The organism is Aliiroseovarius sp. B-4, assembly GCF_056857795.1.
Window position 1 is genome coordinate 284,704 of sequence record NZ_JBSXNV010000040.1, and the last position, 19,065, is coordinate 303,768.

Annotated in this window: 15 protein-coding genes and 1 riboswitch; of the genes, 7 read left to right on the forward strand and 8 right to left on the reverse strand. The window is 59.2% G+C overall.

All coding sequences use genetic code 11. The features are described 5' to 3' along the window. Positions 1-39: 39 nt before the first annotated feature. From AC13C8_RS15270 to AC13C8_RS15285, 4 genes are all read right to left on the reverse strand, one after another. Complete coding sequence (locus AC13C8_RS15270) at positions 40-1,077, reverse strand: rod shape-determining protein (RefSeq protein ID WP_091431404.1); 1,038 nt, start codon at positions 1,075-1,077, stop codon at positions 40-42. Between the two features lie 174 nt (positions 1,078-1,251). Beyond that, positions 1,252-2,589, reverse strand: a complete 1,338-nt coding sequence (locus AC13C8_RS15275; RefSeq protein WP_482848140.1) for an MFS transporter — start codon at positions 2,587-2,589, stop codon at positions 1,252-1,254. A 39-nt stretch (positions 2,590-2,628) separates the two neighbouring features. Then, positions 2,629-4,173: a 2-isopropylmalate synthase gene (locus tag AC13C8_RS15280; RefSeq protein WP_091431408.1), complete on the reverse strand. Its 1,545-nt coding sequence runs from the start codon at positions 4,171-4,173 to the stop codon at positions 2,629-2,631. A 244-nt stretch (positions 4,174-4,417) separates the two neighbouring features. Beyond that, entirely contained in the window at positions 4,418-5,890 is a 1,473-nt protein-coding gene (locus tag AC13C8_RS15285; RefSeq protein ID WP_482848141.1) for an MORN repeat-containing protein, read from the reverse strand. A 187-nt stretch (positions 5,891-6,077) separates the two neighbouring features. Between AC13C8_RS15285 and AC13C8_RS15290 the strand changes: the two genes are divergently transcribed. Beyond that, the gene (locus AC13C8_RS15290) at positions 6,078-7,739 is read left to right on the forward strand and encodes an NAD+ synthase (protein ID WP_482848142.1); all 1,662 of its coding nucleotides are present in this window, start codon (positions 6,078-6,080) and stop codon (positions 7,737-7,739) included. Between the two features lie 21 nt (positions 7,740-7,760). On the opposite strand, the gene AC13C8_RS15295 is transcribed toward AC13C8_RS15290, so the two are convergent. After that, a complete protein-coding gene (locus AC13C8_RS15295) occupies positions 7,761-8,696 on the reverse strand; it encodes an MBL fold metallo-hydrolase (RefSeq protein ID WP_091431413.1) in 936 nt (311 codons plus the stop codon). A gap of 125 nt (positions 8,697-8,821) precedes the next feature. Between AC13C8_RS15295 and AC13C8_RS15300 the strand changes: the two genes are divergently transcribed. Beyond that, complete coding sequence (locus AC13C8_RS15300) at positions 8,822-9,250, forward strand: DUF1801 domain-containing protein (RefSeq protein WP_482848190.1); 429 nt, start codon at positions 8,822-8,824, stop codon at positions 9,248-9,250. Here AC13C8_RS15300 and AC13C8_RS15305 read toward each other — a convergent pair whose 3' ends face one another. After that, positions 9,251-9,649 (reverse strand): metallopeptidase family protein, encoded by a 399-nt coding sequence (locus AC13C8_RS15305; RefSeq protein WP_091431414.1) that lies wholly within the window; start codon positions 9,647-9,649, stop codon positions 9,251-9,253. 63 nt (positions 9,650-9,712) lie between these two features. Here AC13C8_RS15305 and gltX point away from each other — a divergent pair, with 63 nt between their 5' ends. Then, on the forward strand, positions 9,713-11,038 hold the full coding sequence (gltX, locus tag AC13C8_RS15310; protein WP_482848143.1) for a glutamate--tRNA ligase: 1,326 nt from the start codon (positions 9,713-9,715) through the stop codon (positions 11,036-11,038). 106 nt (positions 11,039-11,144) lie between these two features. Beyond that, positions 11,145-12,563, forward strand: coding sequence for an MATE family efflux transporter (locus AC13C8_RS15315; RefSeq protein ID WP_482848144.1), 1,419 nt, complete (start codon positions 11,145-11,147; stop codon positions 12,561-12,563). On the opposite strand, the gene AC13C8_RS15320 is transcribed toward AC13C8_RS15315, so the two are convergent. Further along, positions 12,525-13,181: a gamma-glutamylcyclotransferase family protein gene (locus AC13C8_RS15320; RefSeq protein ID WP_407639054.1), complete on the reverse strand. Its 657-nt coding sequence runs from the start codon at positions 13,179-13,181 to the stop codon at positions 12,525-12,527. The genes AC13C8_RS15315 and AC13C8_RS15320 overlap by 39 nt on opposite strands. Next, positions 13,172-13,260, forward strand: a riboswitch (glycine riboswitch). It overlaps the preceding gene by 10 nt. Positions 13,261-13,412: 152 nt before the next feature. Between AC13C8_RS15320 and gcvT the strand changes: the two genes are divergently transcribed. The 3 genes from gcvT to gcvP all read left to right on the forward strand — a co-directional run bounded on the left by gcvT (position 13,413) and on the right by gcvP (position 17,860). Beyond that, positions 13,413-14,537, forward strand: coding sequence for a glycine cleavage system aminomethyltransferase GcvT (gcvT, locus tag AC13C8_RS15325; protein WP_482848145.1), 1,125 nt, complete (start codon positions 13,413-13,415; stop codon positions 14,535-14,537). 27 nt (positions 14,538-14,564) lie between these two features. Continuing rightward, complete coding sequence (gcvH, locus tag AC13C8_RS15330; RefSeq protein ID WP_091431419.1) at positions 14,565-14,924, forward strand: glycine cleavage system protein GcvH; 360 nt, start codon at positions 14,565-14,567, stop codon at positions 14,922-14,924. Between the two features lie 89 nt (positions 14,925-15,013). Then, positions 15,014-17,860, forward strand: coding sequence for an aminomethyl-transferring glycine dehydrogenase (gene gcvP, locus AC13C8_RS15335; protein WP_482848146.1), 2,847 nt, complete (start codon positions 15,014-15,016; stop codon positions 17,858-17,860). 134 nt (positions 17,861-17,994) lie between these two features. Here gcvP and AC13C8_RS15340 read toward each other — a convergent pair whose 3' ends face one another. Next, positions 17,995-19,044, reverse strand: a complete 1,050-nt coding sequence (locus tag AC13C8_RS15340; protein ID WP_482848147.1) for an ornithine cyclodeaminase — start codon at positions 19,042-19,044, stop codon at positions 17,995-17,997. Positions 19,045-19,065 lie beyond the last annotated feature (21 nt).

Below are 19,065 nucleotides of genomic sequence, written 5' to 3' on the forward strand. Positions count from 1 at the left end.
ACCAGACGAGACCAGCCCCGACTGCGCGGGGCGGGCCTGTCAGCTGTCGTAGTCGATGACGTGGCGCAGTTGCTTTTCGAACTCTAACGCTTTGCCGGTGCCCAGCGCCACGCAGTTCAGACTTTCATCCGCGACCGAGATGGACAGACCGGTCTGTTCGCGCAAGGCAAGATCCAGCTCGCCAAGCAACGCTCCACCGCCGGTCAGCATTACGCCGCGATCCACGATGTCAGCCGCCAGATCGGGCGGAGTCGCTTCCAGCGCGGTCATCACGGCTTCGCAAATCTGCTGCACGGGTTCGGCCAGCGCCTCAGCGACTTGTGCCTGAGAAATCTCGGTTTCCTTGGGGACACCGTTCAACAGATCGCGACCCCGGATTTTCAGCGACGCGCCGCGCCCGTCATCGGGCATCCGCGCCGTGCCAATCGAGGTCTTGATGCGTTCAGCGGTGGTTTCGCCCACCAGAATGTTCTGCTGGCGGCGCAGATAGTTGATGATCGCATCATCCATCCGATCGCCACCCACGCGCACCGAGCGCGCATAGACAATGTCACCCAGCGACATCACGGCAACCTCGGTCGTGCCGCCACCGATATCAACAACCATGTTTCCGGTCGGGTCGGTGATCGGCATCCCGGCACCAATTGCCGCGGCAATCGGTTCGGCCACCAGCCCTGCCTTGCGCGCACCTGCCGAGATCACCGACTGGCGAATGGCACGTTTTTCAACAGGGGTGGCGCCGTGCGGGACACAGACAATAATTTTCGGTTTCGAGAAGGTCGTGCGTTTGTGCACCTTGCGGATGAAATGCTTGATCATCTCTTCCGCGCTGTCGAAGTCTGCAATCACGCCTTCGCGCATGGGGCGAATGGCTTCGATGGAACCGGGCGTCCTGCCCAGCATCAGCTTGGCGTCTTCGCCCACCGCCAGCACCTTCTTGACACCGTCCTTTACATGGTAGGCAACGACCGAAGGTTCGTTTAGGACAATTCCCTTGCCCTTCACGTAAACCAGCGTATTCGCCGTTCCAAGGTCAATTGCCATGTCCGACGAAAACAGACTCGAAAACCCAACCATTACTGCCTACCCCGCTTCAATACCCTTATAGTCCGCGATTCCCCAAATGGGCGCAGACCGATGGATATATAAGGGTCAGCACGCTCGGGTGAAAGACCTAATGCACGTTCGCAGGCGGCTTATCGCTTAAATGGAAAGGCGGAAATTGTCTGGTCATGGATTGGGTCTGGTTGCCTAACCATGGGTCGGCCAAACCTTGTGTTCGTCATCAATGATGAAAGCGTGGGCATGGTTTTGTCCCTGACCGAGATAGGCTTTCATGTGGGGGTGATCCGATGGCAAGTGCGGATGGCTGTGTTCGACAATCCGCTCGGCATTGGCAGGCCAGAACCTGATAGCGGCCAGAACACCCAATACACCCAACCCACCAAGCACCAGAAGCGAAACCGAAAGCCCTGCCGCCTTCCCGACCCAACCGGCCAAAGGATAGGTCACAAGCCAGCAAGCATGTGAGAGTGCGAACTGTGCCGCAAAAATCGCCGGTCGATCCTCGGAATGGGCCGAGATGCGCAACAGCCGTCCCGAAGGAGTCAGGATCGCAGAATAGAGCGCGCCGATCAGCGCCCAGATCGTCAGAAACACCCCCCAAGCAGGAAGGGAAGCACCCCAACTTAACGCGGCAAATACAAACGCCAGCGCGGTCAGCGCAATTGCCGACGGCACCATCACATCACGTTCCCGCACCCGCCTCAGCACGCGTGGCAACAAGATCGCGGCCAACATCGAGCCACCTCCGAAGGCGGCCATTGCGACACCCAAGGCCCGTTCGCCCAACCCGTATTCCGCCCGAACCAGCACAACCGAATTCACCAGAACGAAAGCACCGATCGCGGCGGCGGTCAGGTTCAACGCCAAAAGCCCGCGCAGCCGCGGCGTCGCAAGATATATCCGACTGCCGCGGGTCAGGCGCTCGCGAAACGGTCTTTTCTCTGCTGATTGTGCGCTGCGCGGAAGCGATGTCTGCGCCACGAGAGCCGCCGAAACCAGAAAGCCCACAACCGTCCCCACGAAAAGCCCGTGGAACGAGATCACCAGCAGCAGAAGTGCGGCAAGGGATGGGCTAAGCAGGTTTTCAAGATCATAGGCCAAGCGCGACAGCGAAAGCGCCTGAGTATATTCGTCTTCATCGGTCAACACATCAGGTATCGTGGCCTGAAACACCGGCGTGAAACTTGCCGATGCGGTTTGCAGCAGAAAGATCAGAACATATATCTGCCAAACCTCAGAGACAAACGGCAGGGCCAGCGCCACCGCCGCACGCACCAAATCCGCTCCGATCATCACCGCCTTTCGTGGCAGACGCTCCGCAATCGCTGCCAGCACCGGCGACAACCCGACATAGGCAAGCATCTTGATGGTAAAGGCCGTGCCCAGAACGGCGCCCGCCGCATCGCCTGCCAGATCATAGGCCAGCAGGCTCAGTGCAATGGTCATCAACCCGGTGCCCAGCAATGCCACCACCTGCGCGGTGAATAGCGTGGCATAGGTGCGGTTTGACAGGGCGCGTCTCATACGGGCGAGTGTAAACCCACCCGCATGATGGTCAATGGATCAAACGCTCTCGGGCTTCGTTTTCTCGCGCCGCACCAACAGGTTGTTCAGCGCGTTCACATAAGCCTTGGCGGACGCCACCACCGTATCGGTGTCGGACGACTGGCCGGTGACGATCTTGCCGTTCTCCTCCATCCGCACCGACACCGTGGCTTGCGCGTCGGTCCCTTCGGTCACGGCATGCACCTGATACAGTTGCAACCGCGCGTCGTGGGGGAACAGTTGTTGTATCGCGTTGAAGGTCGCATCGACCGGTCCATCCCCCGTGGCGGTCTTCTGGTGGTCCACGCCGTCGACCTCCAACGTCAGGTCAGCGGATTGCGGTGCTTCGGTGCCACAGATGACACGCAGGAATTTCACCTGAATTCGGTCATTGGCGGCGTCAGTCCCGTCACGCATCAGGGCGATCAGGTCATCGTCAAATACCTCTTTCTTGCGGTCGGCCAGTTCCTTGAAGCGCACGAAGACGTCCTTCAACTGGTTGTCGCCCACGTCAAATCCCAACTGATTCAACCGGTCGCGCAGCGCGGCCCGGCCCGAGTGTTTGCCCAAGACCAGACTGGTCTCCGACAGGCCAACATCCTCAGGACGCATGATCTCGAACGTCTCGGCGTTCTTCAGCATCCCATCCTGGTGAATTCCGCTTTCATGCGCAAAGGCGTTCTTGCCAACGATGGCCTTATTATACTGCACCGCAAAACCAGACACCTGCGCCACCCGACGTGAGATGTTCATGATCTTTTTTGTGTCCACTCGCGTGTTCCACGGCATGATGTCATGGCGCACCTTCAACGCCATCACGACCTCTTCCAGCGCCGTGTTGCCGGCGCGTTCGCCCAATCCGTTGATCGTGCATTCAATCTGACGCGCACCCGCTTCGACCGCGGCCAGCGAGTTTGCCGTCGCCATGCCCAGATCGTTGTGGCAATGGGTTGCAAACGTCACTTCGTCCGCGCCCGGCACTTTCTCGATCAGCATATGGATCAGGTCTGCGCTTTCGCGCGGGGCGGTATAGCCGACCGTGTCGGGGATGTTGATCGTCGTGGCGCCCGCTTTGATCGCAATCTCGATCACCCGGCACAGATAGTCGTGTTCGGTCCGGGTCGCATCCATGGCCGACCACTGCACATCGTCAGTCAGATTGCGTGCATGCGTCACGGTTTCATGGATCAGGTCCGCCATCGCGTCTTTGGTCAGGTTGGGGATATCCCGGTGCAAGGGCGATGTGCCGATAAAGGTGTGAATACGCGGTTTCGCGGCGTGGCGAACAGCTTCGGCGCAGCGGTCGATATCCTTGAAATTCGCGCGGCTCAGCCCGCAAATCACCGATTGTTTCGACCGTTTCGCAATCTCGCGCACCGCGGCGAAATCGCCTTCCGATGCAATCGGAAAACCCGCTTCGATGATGTCGACGCCCATGTCATCCAGCATCTCGGCGATTTCCAGTTTCTCGTCATGCGTCATGGTCGCGCCGGGGCTTTGTTCGCCGTCACGCAAGGTTGTGTCGAAAATCAACACGTGATCCGATGTGGTGGTCATTGTCATGTCTTTCAGTAGAAGTGTCTTAGCCTTTGTGGCCCAAGGTCGGGCCGGTTCGTGGCGCGTATGGCGGTTCCCCTGAGCGGTCGCGCCAAAACGGCACGCTCAGAGGCGGCTAAGAAGAAGCAGAAGGCCCTGCGCGGGGCAATGTGTGATATGTTTCTGCGATACCATGGGCGCGACTATAGGGCGGTTTGGCGCGAGATAAACCCCTTTTTCGAGCAAGCTTTGACAAATTGTCGGGGTCAGCTTAGTTGGCGGCGGCGTCCGAACTGGCCTCTGCCGCCGCTTCCCCGGCTGTGCTGTCAATCTCGGGCGCAGGCGATGTCGTGGCAGCCCCGGCGATGACACCGTCTTCCCATGTACCGTCTTCCTGACTGCCGTCTGCGCGGGTCACGACGCCCTCACCATGACGCTTTCCTTTTTGGAAACTGCCCTCGTAGCGGTCGCCATTCGCATAAATCGCGACGCCTTGTCCATGAAACAGACCCGACAGCCAATCCCCTTCATATGAGAACCCATCCGCCACGGTGTATTTGCCTTTGCCTTCGCGCAGCCCGCCAACGAAACCGCCTTCATATGTCGCGCCATCCGGGAAGACCGAGCGCCCCTGACCGTGCGGCTGACCTGCTTGCCAGTCCCCGACGTAGGATGTTCCGTCCGCGGTGGTCAAACTGCCCTGCCCGTCATACAGCGCGTCTTTGAACATGCCATCATAAACCGTGCCATTGGCATAGCGCGCAACGCCTTTGCCTTCGATGACACCCGCCTTCCATTCACCCTCATAGGTGTTGCCGTCCGGGTAAGTAATCGCGCCCATGCCATCGGCCAGACCGTCACGAAATTGCCCCTCGTAAACAGAGCCGTCGGGATAAGTCACCTTGCCCGAGCCTTCGATGGCGCCAGCAACCCAATTGCCTTCATAGCGATATCCATCAGCGCCTTCGAAAACGCCCTGTCCATGACGCTTGTCGCTTTCAAAACTGCCTTCATAGCGATCACCGTTGGCGTATTCGACGACCCCCTGCCCCTGACGGGCACCTGCTACGAAATTGCCGGAATAAATGTCGCCATTGGCCTGTTTCAGGATACCTTCACCCTGCATCTGGCCTTTTTCCCACGTGCCATCGAAGATCATGCCATCCGCTTGAGTCAAAACGCCGGTGCCATGGCGCTCCCCCCCACGCATTTCACCATCATACACTGATCCATCGGCATAGGTTGAAGTGCCGCGCCCCTCTTTCACGCCGGCAACCCAGTCGCCTTCGTAGATATAGCCCGTGGGACTTTGTAACCGGCCCTGCCCGTGATGCATGGCGTTGCGAAATCCGCCTTCGTATTTAATGCCGTTGGCATAGATGGCCAGGCCGGATCCGTTGATCTTGCCATCCACCCAATCGCCCTCGAACGTCGATCCGTCGGCAAAGGTGATCTTGCCGAAGCCTTCGGGTTTTCCCTTGGCAAAACTGCCTTCATAGATCGAGCCGTTGGGGAATCGCGCCACGCCCTGGCCGATGATCTCGCCTTCAATAAATTCGCCGGTATATTCATAACCGGTTGGCAGTTGCAGCGTGCCCATGCCGTGCTGCACACCGCCCTTGAACGTCCCTTCATAGACGGCGCCATCTTCGTATTGCTTGGTTTCGATCTGAGCCATGACAGGCGCTGCGCCCAGCATCATGAAGAACGCAAAACCGCGAAAACCTGTACGAAGGGGATCCATGTCCAACCTCTTTCAATGAGTGCATTTTTCGCGCTTCAACCCACGCAAACCCGCACCAAGACTATGCGAGGGTCTGCCCTGAAACAACGGTTTTCCAACGCATGCACTTTATCCTGCACATAAACCTGTTACATCTGAGCGCAAGATCAAACCCGGCAGGGATCGCCGGGCCAGAAGGATACGCGCGATGAGTGACCATTTCCGCCTGACGTTGGCGCAGCTAAACCCCACCGTCGGCGCGATTGCCGCGAATGCTGAAAAGGCCCGCAAGGCGTGGGGGCAGGCCAAGGCCGCAGGCAGTGACCTGCTGGCTCTGCCCGAAGCGTTCATCACAGGCTATCAGACACAAGACCTTGTGATGCGCCCTCAGTTTTTTCGCGACGCGATGGCGGCGGTCGATCAACTTGCTGCGGATTGCGCCGACGGTCCTGCAATCGGCATTGGCGGACCGTTCCATGACGGGGCGCATTTGTTCAACGCCTATTACATTCTGCACGGCGGCAAGGTGGCCGCGCGTGTTTTGAAACAGCGCCTGCCCAACTTCACTGTGTTTGACGAAGAACGCCAATTCACATCCGCCGACCCGCAAGGCCCGGTTGCCATGGGCCCGATCCGCATCGGTATCCCGATTTGCGAAGACGCGTGGCATGGCGAAGATGTTTGCGAAACGCTGGCCGAAAGCGGTGCCGAGTTTCTGCTGATCCCCAATGGCTCGCCCTATTACCGGCGCAAGTTCGACGTGCGTGTGAACCACATGGTGGCGCGTGTCGTCGAAACGGGGCTGCCGCTGATCTATCTGAATATGGTGGGCGGGCAGGACGATCAGGTGTTCGATGGCGGATCGTTCGCGCTTAATCCGGGTGGAGAACTTGCCTTCCGCATGGCAACCTTTGACGAAGAAATCCGGCATTTCGATCTGAACCGCGCGGATGATGGCTGGCGCATCGCCCCCGGCGCCATTGCTGTGCATGGGGATGAGTGGGAACAGGATTATCGCGCGATGGTCGAGAGCCTGCGCGACTACATGAGCAAGACCGGCTTCAAGCAAGTGCTTCTGGGTCTGTCGGGTGGAATCGACAGCGCGATTGTTGCCACCATCGCAGCGGATGCTTTGGGGCCGGAAAATGTGCGCTGTGTGATGTTGCCGTCGGAATATACCTCGCAAAGTTCGCTGGATGACGCCAAGGACATCGCCCAGCGCCTTGGCTGCACCTATGATTTCGTGCCGATCAAGGAAGGGCGCGACGCGATCACCAACACGTTGGCGCCGCTGTTTGAAGGCACCACGCCCGACGTGACCGAGGAAAACATCCAGTCCCGACTGCGCGGCCTGCTGCTGATGGCGCTGTCCAACAAGACCGGTGCGATGCTCTTGACCACAGGCAACAAATCCGAGCTCGCGGTGGGATATGCGACCATCTATGGCGACATGTCCGGCGGCTATAACCCGATCAAAGACCTGTATAAAACGCGGGTGTTTGAGCAATGTCGTTGGCGCAACGCCAATCACCGCGACTGGATGAAAGGGCCGGAAGGCGAGGTTATTCCGGTGTCAATCATCGACAAGCCTCCGTCCGCTGAACTGCGCCCCGATCAGAAAGACGAAGACAGCCTGCCACCCTATGAGGTTCTGGATGCGATCCTTGAAGGGTTGATCGACGACGAAAAATCCGTGGCTGAGCTGGTGGCAGACGGGTTCGACCGGGCGACCGTGAAGAAGGTCGAACATCTGATCTTCATCTCAGAATACAAACGCTTCCAATCCGCGCCGGGCACCCGCCTGACCATGCGAAGTTTCTGGCTGGATCGCCGTTATCCGATTGTGAACCGCTGGCGGGACGAAAGCTGATCGCCCCGCCGCCTGTGCGCTTTAACCCATCAAAAGCTGATAGCTGTGCGGGACATATTGGAAGCGGTCATCCCGTGCTTCAGCATAGCCCAGCGCCGGGAACGGCATGTGGTATCCGATGAACGGTATCCGTTCGGCGGCCAGCATCGACAGCAGGGTGCGCCGGGTTGTGGCGGCGGCGGATTTGTCCATGTCGAACTTCACCTCCCAATCGGGATAACCCAGCGACCAGACATAGTGGTTGGCGAAATCCGCTGCGATCAGCAGCGATTTGCCATCACTTTCGAGCCGATAGGCCATGTGGCCCGGCGTGTGGCCGAAGGCTTCGACGGCTTCGATGCCGGATGCGACCGTATCGCCACCATTGATCATCGTGGTTTGTTCGGCCAGCGGTGCGACCTTGGCATCGAATCCCTCATTGCCCGCCGCTGCCCAATGGTCGAACTCAACGGCGCCGGTGACATAGCGAGCGTTGGGAAAGGTAGTTCCCGCATCGCCGGACAGCCCGCCAATGTGGTCTCCGTGCATGTGGGTCAGCACAACAATGTCCACCTGATCCGGCGTATAGCCCGCCCCGGCCAATGCCGCCGTGATCCCTGCCGGGTTCAGGCCTGTGTCAAACAGCACAAGCTCTGACCCGGTGTTGACCAATGTTGGTGTGAAGAAGAACTGCGCGGCGGTTGTGGGGATATTTGCCGCATCAGAGGCGGCTGCAAAATCTTCCGCGCTGGCGTTCATGCCAAAGATGCTTTGCGGCTCTTCCACTGTGCGATTACCCGCCAAAAGTGTCGTGACCTCAAATCCACCCAGCTTTACGGTCTGCGATGCCGTGCTGGACAATCCCATTTGCGGGGCCATGGCGTGTGCCGGACCCGAGACCAGACCGGCCAAAGGGGCGGCGGCCCCCGCCATCAGAAGATGCCGACGCGACAGATTTGGAACAGAAAAAGATTTCATGAGTGACCTCCAAGTAAGAGCAAGTTTTGATGAAAATCGAACCTGCACTATACTGGAAATCCAACCGGAAATGGATGGCGTCACGCAATCGTGACATGCGTAAAAATCGTGCACTTGGGATCAGCATGGCCGACAACAAAACACAACCGACCGGACAAGCCGTCGCCGAATTTATCGCGACAACCGAACCGCCTGCGAAACGTGAAGACGCGCGGGTGCTTGATCGGTTGTTTTGTCAGGTGACTGGATTTTCGCCCGTTATGTGGGGGCCATCCATAATCGGCTATGGCCGTTATCGCTACCGCTATGACAGTGGACGCGAAGGCGACTTTCTGGCCACTGGCTTTTCCCCGCGCAAGGCGCGTCATTCGATCTATATCATGCCCGGATATGCAGATTACGGTGACATCCTGACCCGGCTTGGCAAATACAGGATGGGCAAGTCCTGCCTATACGTGAACAAGCTGGCCGATATTGATCTGGACGTGTTGGCCGAACTGATCCGCGCAGGGCTGCGCGATCTCGACAAAACATGGAAGGTGCGGCCCAGCTGATCACTCCCACCAGCGATCAATTTGCGCGATATCCTCGTCCGACCATCCGAAGTGATGGGCAAATTCGTGCACAACGATGTGCCCCACCAGTTCAGCCAGCGAGACATCCCCACGCGACGCCCATTCATCGAGGATCGGCCTGCGAAACAGCGTGACAGTGTCCGGCGCGAAGGGTTGATCGGACACGGATTTTTGCGTCAGCGGGATGCCCTCGTAAACGGCCGTCAGTTCGAATGGGTCTTCGATCTCCATCTCTGACAGCAACACGGCGTTCGGCATGTTTTCGACGCGAATGGCAACTTCCAGCGCCTTTTCGACAAAGATGGGTGGAAGACGCATCCGGGCGTCGAAGGCAAGCGCTTCAATATCAGCGACAGAAGGAGCGTATTTGCGGGTCATACGGGAATATATGGACAAAAGCAGGCCAGTATGAAAGAGGGACGAGCCAAGGAGACCTGACCCATGACCACCACCCGCTTTGCCCCCTCGCCCACCGGCTACATCCATGTTGGCAACCTGCGCACCGCGCTGTTCAACTATTTGATCGCTGCCAAATCGGGCGGGCAATTCATCCTGCGCCTTGATGACACTGACCCCGAGCGGTCCAAGCAGGAATACGCGGATGCCATCCAAGAGGATCTGGAATGGCTGGGCCTGACATGGGATCGGGTCGAAAAGCAATCCGACCGGCTGGACCGCTATGAGGAAGCCGCCCGGAAGCTGCGCGATATGGGCCGGTTTTACGAGTGTTTCGAAACCCCGACCGAGCTGGACCTGAAGCGCAAGAAGCAACTGAACATGGGCAAACCCCCAGTCTACGACCGCTCGGCGCTGGCGCTGTCCGATGACGAAAAAGCCAAGTTGCGCGATGAACGCGGTAAGGGCCACTGGCGGTTCAAGCTGGATCACGAGCGGATCAACTGGACGGACGGCATTCTGGGCGACATCTCGATTGATGCGGCATCCGTCTCTGATCCGGTTCTGATCCGCGGGGACGGGCAGTTCCTTTATACCTTGGCGTCGGTCTGTGACGACATCGACTTCGGCATCACCGATGTGGTGCGCGGCTCGGACCACGTGACCAACACCGCGACGCAAATCCAGATTATCGAAGCGTTGGGCGGCAAGGTTCCATCATTTGCACACCACTCGCTTCTGACCGGCCCGCAGGGCGAGGCGCTGTCGAAACGGCTGGGCACGTTGGCAATCCGCGACTTGCGCGAACGCGGTGTGCAACCGATGGCGCTGCTCAGCCTGCTGGCCCGCCTTGGGTCGTCGCAACCGGTCGAACTTCGCAACTCGCTGAACGAAATCGTCGAAGGGTTTGATCTGTCGAGCTTCAGTTCGGCCCCCACCAAGTTTGACGTAGAAGACCTGTTCCCGCTGACGGCCCGCTATCTGTCCCATCTGCCGGTTGATGCGGTCACGGATACACTGGACAGTCTTGGCGTTCCCGCCGACAAAGCCGATGCCTTTTGGACGGTCGCGCGTGAAAACATCACGACGCTGGGCGATCTGAAGACCTGGTGGACCCTGTGTCGCGACGGCGCCGACCCGGTGATTGACGAAGAAGACCGCGAGTTCGTCGCAACCGCGATGGGTCTTCTTCCCGACGGACCTTATGACGCGGATAGCTGGTCGACCTGGACCGCCGCCGTGAAAGAAGCCACGGGCCGCAAAGGGCGCGGGCTGTTCATGCCCCTGCGCAAGGCCCTGACCGGAATGAGCCATGGGCCGGATATGTCGGCCCTGATGCCGCTTTTGCAAGTGATCCGCGCAAAGGATTGATCCGTCGCCAAGCTCTGGCTGCTCCAGCGCCACCGATCTCATTCAATTGCCTATGGTCCGCCGCGCATCTCTCCTCCATGCTGCATGGGCGTGACAGGAGAAGACAATGGCCCAACCGGCAGGTGCAAGCGCCACACAGGCGAAATTTCTAAGCGGCAGCCTGATGCGCCACATCGCGGTCATGTCGCTGACCGCATCTGTTGGATTGATGGCCATCTTTCTTGTCGACCTCGTCGACATGATTTTCATCTCGATGCTGGGTCATGAGGAATTGGCCGCTGCCGTTGGGTATGCCGGTGCAATCCTGTTTTTCACCACCTCGTTTGGTATCGGGATGTCGATTGCCGCCGGGGCGCTGGTTGCGCGGGCGTTGGGTGAAGGCGACAAGCAAACCGCCAAACGCCGGGCCGCGACCGCCTTGCTGTATGGCGTCGTCATCGGCAGCGTATTTGCCGCCATCGTGTGGGCCTTCGTTCCCCAACTGACCGCGCTTTTGGGCGCATCCGGCGAAACATTGGTGCTTGCCACAGGATATCTCAGGATCATCCTTCCCAGCCTGCCCATCCTGATCGTGGGCATGGTCGGCGGCGCGATTTTGCGCGCGCATGGGGACGCGCGTCGGGCCATGATGGCGACCATCTGGGGCGGGGTTGTGAATGCGGTCCTCGACCCGATCCTGATCTTTGGGCTGGACCTCGAACTGACCGGTGCCGCACTTGCTTCGGTCTGCGCGCGCGCCACCATTGCCGTCATGTCAATCTATCCCGTGCTGCGCCATCATGGCGGGCTGGATCGGCCTCGTTCCGTCGATTTCAAGGTCGATTTTGCAGCCATCATGACCATTGCCCTGCCCGCCATCCTGACCCAGTTTGCAACACCGGTCGGTCAGGCCTATGTCACCCGCGCCACGGCACAGTTTGGCGAAGATGCGGTCGCAGGTATGGCCATTGTCGGGCGGCTTGTTCCAGTCTCATTTGCCGTGATTTTTGCGCTGTCGGGTGCGATTGGTCCGATTGTCGGCCAGAATTTCGGGGCGGGTCAACTGGACCGTGTGCGTCGCGCCATTCGTGACGGGCTGGTGTTTGTCCTGTGCGTTTCGGTCGGTGTCAGCGCAATCTTGTTCATCCTGCGCGCGCCGATTGCGGATCTGTTCAATGCTGAAGGCTTAAGCCGCGATCTTGTCTATTTGTTCTGCGGGCCTTTGGCGCTGGCATGGTTCTTCAACGGCGTGATCTTCGTCACCAATGCCAGTTTCAACAACCTCGGCCACCCGTTCTATTCCACCTGGATCAACTGGGGGCGTCAGACATTGGGCACCATACCGCTTGTCATTCTGGGCGCGTCCCTATGGGGCGCTCCGGGTGTCTTGATCGGGCAAGCCGCTGGCGGGCTGTTTTTTGCAGTGATTGCCTTGGCGCTTTCTGCACGAACTTTACGAAAAGTGGCACCGGCCCAATTCGACACTGACGCCGTGTCATATCAGCGGCTAACCAAGCGGATATCCTTGTTTCACTTTCGCCGATAGGCGCGACAGACCTTCGTCCACCAAGGCGCGCTCTTCCTCGGTCAGCGTTTGTGCGCGCGGATAAATTGGCGCAAGGCGGTCGTTCAGGATCGGTGCATGCCATCCTTCCGTGGTTTCGAAGAAATGGGTGACGCCGGCCATGCCGAACTCGGACAAATATCCCTGCACCACCACGTCGATATAGCTGAGCAAGACCGGATTGTCGTCGGTGGGCGTGTGATGATGACCGCGTTCTATGGCATAAATCGCTACCTCTACCGCCCCGGCCGAATGCTGCACCTCAGACCCAAGTGGCACACGCGCATAGGCCCGTTCGCGTTCGTCCAGCACCGCCCAATTCGCGCCCGGCACCGAGGCGATCAACCCTTCGATATAGTCTTCCCGGTCCGGCACAGCCGTCAGATAACACACATCCCGGAACGGCGAGCGACGCCATGCCCGCCGCCACCCCGACACCCGTGCGGGCTGGGCGTTTTGAAAGGAATGGGTGCGGCGGTTCACAAGCGAGCCATAGCCGAAGAAAAACGGGTCCTGCATGATCATACTGTGACCCCGCATACGGTTGTATTCAAGCTCTTGCCGAAACCGGCGTGGGCGGATAACGTAACGCCATCGCATCGGGAGAATCTGGCGAAAGCTGGTGCCGAAGGAGCAACCGCCCCGGTAAACTCTCAGGCCCACGGACCGATGCGGCGAACATGACTCTGGAGAGAGGCACACAGATGCCCGCCGAAGGGATAACGATCTCAGGCGAAACGGACAGAGGGGGCATCGATAGACGCGAAGGCGTCTGAACGATGCCGGGCGCATGGCTTCCATGACTTACCGGTAACAGTTGGAGGAATGGCCATGGGTGCAGCCCAAGACGATCTGAAGCGGACGGGTCTTTATGACCTGCATCTGGAGCTTGGCGCCAAGATGGTGCCGTTTGCCGGTTACGAAATGCCCGTGCAATACCCATTGGGCGTGATGAAAGAACATCTGCACACGCGCACCGCCGCTGGGCTGTTCGATGTCAGCCATATGGGTCAGGTGATCTTGCGTGGCGACAATCCTGCCCAATCTCTGGAACGCATTGTGCCCCAATCTGTCATCGCGCTGGCCGAAGGTCGCCAGCGCTATGGCCTGTTCACCAATGACGACGGTGGCATTCTGGACGACCTGATGATCGCCAATCGGGGCGATCACCTGTTCCTTGTGGTGAACGCTGGATGCAAGGATGCCGATATCACCCATATGCGCGTCCACCTGACCGATTGCGAGGTCGAAGTGATTGACGACCGCGCCCTTCTGGCCTTGCAGGGACCGGCTGCCGAGGCGGCGCTTTCGCGGCTGGTGCCGTCGGCCAAGGACATGAAATTCATGGATGTGTCCGTCACCGACAGTGACTTTGGCGAGCTGTGGCTGTCCCGCTCGGGTTATACTGGCGAGGACGGCTATGAAGTCTCGGTTCCCCAAGCTCATGCCGAAACCTTCGCCCGTGCGCTTCTGGCAATGGAGGAGGTCGAACCGATCGGCCTGGGCGCACGTGACAGTCTGCGGCTTGAGGCCGGTCTGTGCCTCTATGGCAATGACATCGACACAACAACGACACCGGTCGAGGCAGCGCTGGAATGGGCCGTTCAAAAGGTGCGCAAGACTGGTGGAGCGCGCGAAGGCGGTTTCCCCGGTGCCGATCGCATCCTGACCGAGTTCGAAAACGGTGCCACCCGCCGCCGCGTTGGCCTGTTGCCCGATGGCCGCGCGCCCATGCGAGCTGGCACAATGCTCTATGCGACCGAGGACGCAGAGACTTCCATCGGTGAAGTCACGTCAGGCGCATTCGGTCCATCCATCGAACGTCCCATGTCGATGGGCTATGTCGGTATCGACCACGCCGACACCGGCACAAGGATTTTCGGCGATGTGCGCGGCAAGCGCCAGCCGGTCACGGTCGCGGACATGCCGTTCCGCCCCGCCACCTATAAACGTTGACCCCAGAGATCCAGCAGGAGACACAGAATGAAATATACCGAAGAACACGAATGGCTGCGTGAAGAAGACGGCGTCTATACCGTGGGCATCACCACCCATGCCGCCGAACAGCTTGGTGATGTTGTTTTTGTAGAACTTCCCGAAGTGGGCGATATCGTATCCAAGGATGACGAGATCGTGGTGATCGAAAGCGTCAAGGCCGCGTCCGATATCCTTAGCCCGCTGGATGGTGAAATCGTCGAGGTGAACGATACCATCGTGGACGAACCAACCAAGGTCAACGAAGACGCAGAAGGTGAAGCGTGGTTCTTCAGGATCAAAGCCTCGGACACCAGCCCGCTGGATGATTACATGGATGAAGCCGCCTATAAGAAATTCATCGGCTGATCCACGGGTCTTGACCCTTTCTGCACAGGTGCAAGGGCCAGTCCGGCCCTTGCCAAACCCTTATGCCTGCCCCCGCACGGAGAAACGCAATGTCGTTCACGCCCACCGGTTACAAACCTTATGACTTCGCCAACCGCCGCCATATCGGCCCGTCACCATCCGAGATGGACGAGATGTTCAAGACGATCGGCGTCAAGGATCTGGATGACCTGATTGACCAGACCGTTCCCAGAAGCATCCGACAGGATGACGCTTTGGACTGGGGTCCGGCACTGTCGGAACGTGAGGCGCTGCACAAGATGCGCTATACGGCCGCGAAGAACCAGGTCATGCGCTCGTTGCTTGGTCAGGGGTATCACGGCACGGTCACGCCACCTGCGATCCAGCGAAACATTCTGGAAAACCCGGCTTGGTACACCGCTTACACGCCCTATCAGCCCGAGATTTCGCAGGGGCGGCTTGAGGCGCTCTTGAACTTCCAGACCATGATCTCGGACCTGACGGGACTTGAAATCGCCAATGCTTCGCTTCTGGACGAAGCCACCGCCTGCGCGGAAGCGATGACCATGGGGCAACGCATCGCCAAGTCGAAAGCCACGAAGTTCTTCGTGGACGAAGGCTGCCACCCGCAAAACATCGCGGTGATGAAGACCCGCGCGGCCCCCTTGGGGATCGAGATCGTCATCGGCGACCCGGAACAAGATCTGGTTGCGGACGAGGTGTTCGGTGCGATCTTCCAATATCCCGGCACCTATGGCCGTGTGCGCGATTTCACTGACCAGATCACCGCGCTGCACGAAGCGAAAGCCGTTGGTATTGTCTCCGCTGACCCGCTGGCGCTGACCGTGTTGAAAGAGCCGGGCGCGATGGGGGCTGACATTGCCGTCGGCTCTTCGCAGCGTTTCGGCGTGCCGATGGGCTTTGGCGGCCCACACGCCGCCTATATGGCCACCGCCGACCAGCACAAACGCTCGATGCCCGGTCGTTTGATCGGCGTCTCGGTCGATGCGCGCGGCAATCAGGCCTATCGCCTGTCCCTGCAAACCCGCGAACAGCACATCCGGCGTGAAAAAGCGACCTCGAATGTCTGCACCGCGCAGGCGTTGTTGGCGGTGATGGCCGGTTTCTATGCCGTTTTCCACGGCCCCGAAGGTTTGAAAGCCATCGCGCAGGACGTGCATCTGAAAACCGTGCGACTGGCCAAGGGGCTTGAGAATGCTGGCTTCACCATCACCTCGAAGCACTTCTTTGACACGATCACCGTGCATGTCGGCGCGCTGCAAAACACCGTGCTGAAATCTGCGCGTGAGGAAGGCATCAACCTGCGACCTGTCGAAACGGAATATGTCGGCATAACGCTGGATGAGGCCACTCGACCCGCCGTGATTGAAGGTGTCTGGCGCGCCTTTGGCATCACCCGCAGCTATGATGACAGCGACAATGAATACCGTCTGCCAGATGCCAGCCTGCGCACCTCTGACTATCTGACCCACCCAGTGTTCCACATGAATCGGGCCGAGACGGAAATGATGCGCTACATGCGTCGCTTGGCCGACCGCGATCTGGCCCTTGACCGCGCAATGATCCCGCTTGGCTCGTGCACCATGAAGCTAAATGCGGCTGCCGAAATGATGCCGGTGACGTGGCGCGAGTTTGCCTATATCCACCCGATGGCCCCGGAAAGCCAGGTCGAAGGCTATTGCGAGATGATCGAAGATTTGAAGCAGAAACTCTGCCTGATCACTGGCTATGATGACATGTCGATGCAACCCAATTCGGGCGCGCAGGGGGAATATGCGGGGCTTTTGACCATTCAGGCCTATCACCGGGCGCAAGGTCAGGGTGAACGCAATGTCTGCCTGATCCCGATTTCCGCGCACGGCACCAACCCGGCCTCGGCGCATATGGTCGATATGGATGTGGTTGTGGTCAAATCAGCGGCGAATGGGGACATCGACCTTGATGACTTCCGCGCCAAGGCCGAAGCGGCGGGCGACAAGCTTGCGGCATGCATGATCACCTATCCATCCACCCACGGCGTGTTCGAAGAAACCGTGCGCGAGGTTTGCAAGATCACCCACGACCACGGCGGGCAGGTTTATATCGACGGCGCAAACTTGAACGCCATGGTCGGCCTGTCGAAACTGGGCGAGATTGGCGGCGATGTCAGCCACCTCAACCTGCACAAAACCTTCGCCATCCCGCATGGCGGCGGTGGTCCCGGTATGGGGCCGATTGGCGTGAAGGCTCATCTTGCGCCGCATCTGCCGGGCAACGGTCTGATCGGGGAAGAAGGCGCGGTATCCGCTGCCCCCTTCGGATCGGGTTCAATCCTGCCGATCAGTTGGGCTTATGTGCTGATGATGGGCGGCGACGGACTGACCCAGGCGACGAAAGTGGCGATCCTGAACGGCAACTATATCGCGGCCCGTCTGAAAGGTGCGTTCGACGTTCTGTTCACCGGTCACAATGGCCGCGTGGCGCATGAATGTATCATCGACACGCGCCCCTATGCCGATAGCGCGGGCGTGACCGTCGATGACATCGCCAAACGTTTGATCGACAACGGCTTCCATGCCCCAACGATGAGCTGGCCCGTGGCAGGCACGCTGATGATCGAACCGACCGAGTCCGAGACCAAGGCCGAACTGGATCGGTTCTGCGATGCCATGCTGGCGATCCGGGAGGAAATTCGCGAGATTGAGGAAGGCAAGATCGACCCGGAAAACAACCCGTTGAAAAACGCGCCGCATACCTATGTGGACCTCGTCGGTGAATGGGACCGGCCCTATACCCGCGAACGGGGGTGTTTTCCGGCGGGCAGCTTCCGGGTGGACAAGTACTGGTCGCCCGTCAACCGCGTGGACAACGCCTATGGTGACAGGCATCTGGTCTGCACCTGCCCGCCGCTCACGGATTATGCGGACGAAAGCTAAGTCGCCAGGCAGCGAAAAAACACGGGCGATGGGGTGATCCAACGCCCGTGTTTCATTCATGCACGGGTCTTCGGCCCGGGCAGCGTCCGACCCTCCCCACGGGAGGGCGCTGCCCTAACGTCGCGAGAAGTGAGCTAACCCTTCGACCGTTCCAGCATCCCGAAGAGGTCGCGCGGATCATCGGGGTCGGCCAGCATATCCAATTGGGTGAAAAATTCTGTTCCCTCGATCGATTTCGAGATGTATCGCAGCGCCGAGAAATCCTCGATCGCGAAACCCACACTGTCAAACAGCGTGATCTGCTTGGCGTCCGTCCGCCCGTTGGCCTGCCCGGTGATCACGCGCCAAAGCTCGGTGATCGGGTGGTCCTTGTCCAACTGCTGGATCTCACCCTCGACCCAGGTCTGTTCGGGGTACTCCACGAAGATGCTGGACCGCAGCAGGATGTCGCGATGCAGCTCGGTCTTGCCGGGACAGTCGCCACCGATGGCGTTGATATGCACGCCCTCGCCAATCATGTTGTCCGTCAGAATCGTCGCATATTGTTTGTCGGCGGTGCAGGTGGTGATGATCTGCGCGCCTTCCATGCTTTCCTCGCCGGTTTTGCAGGGAATGACGGTCAGCCCCTGCCCGGCAAGGTTACGGGCGCATTTCTCGGTCGCGGCGGGGTCGATGTCATACAAACGCACCGTGTCGATGCCACAGATCGCCTTGAAGGCCAGGCACTGAAACTCGGACTGCGCACCGTTGCCGATCATCGCCATCGTCGTCGCGCCCTTGGGCGCCAGATGTTTCGCCGCCATCGCCGAGGTCGCCGCCGTGCGCAGGGCCGTCAGCACTGTCATTTCGCTCAACAACTTGGGGTATCCGCTGTTCACATCTGCCAACAGACCAAACGCCGTCACGGTTTGCAGCCCTTCTTTGGTGTTCTTCGGATGGCCGTTCACGTATTTGAAGCCATACATCTCGCCGTCCGAGGTCGGCATAAGCTCGATCACGCCCACGTCCGAATGGCTGGCGACACGCGGGGTTTTGTCAAACAACTCCCACCGCTTGAAATCGGCTTCGATCTCATCAGCAAGTTCGATCAGCAGTTTTTCAATGCCGATATGATGGACAAGCCCCATCATGTGTTCAACGGACACAAAGGGCACATAGGCAAGTTCAGAGGGAAGCGGCGGCATCGGATGTCCTTTCGTCAGACA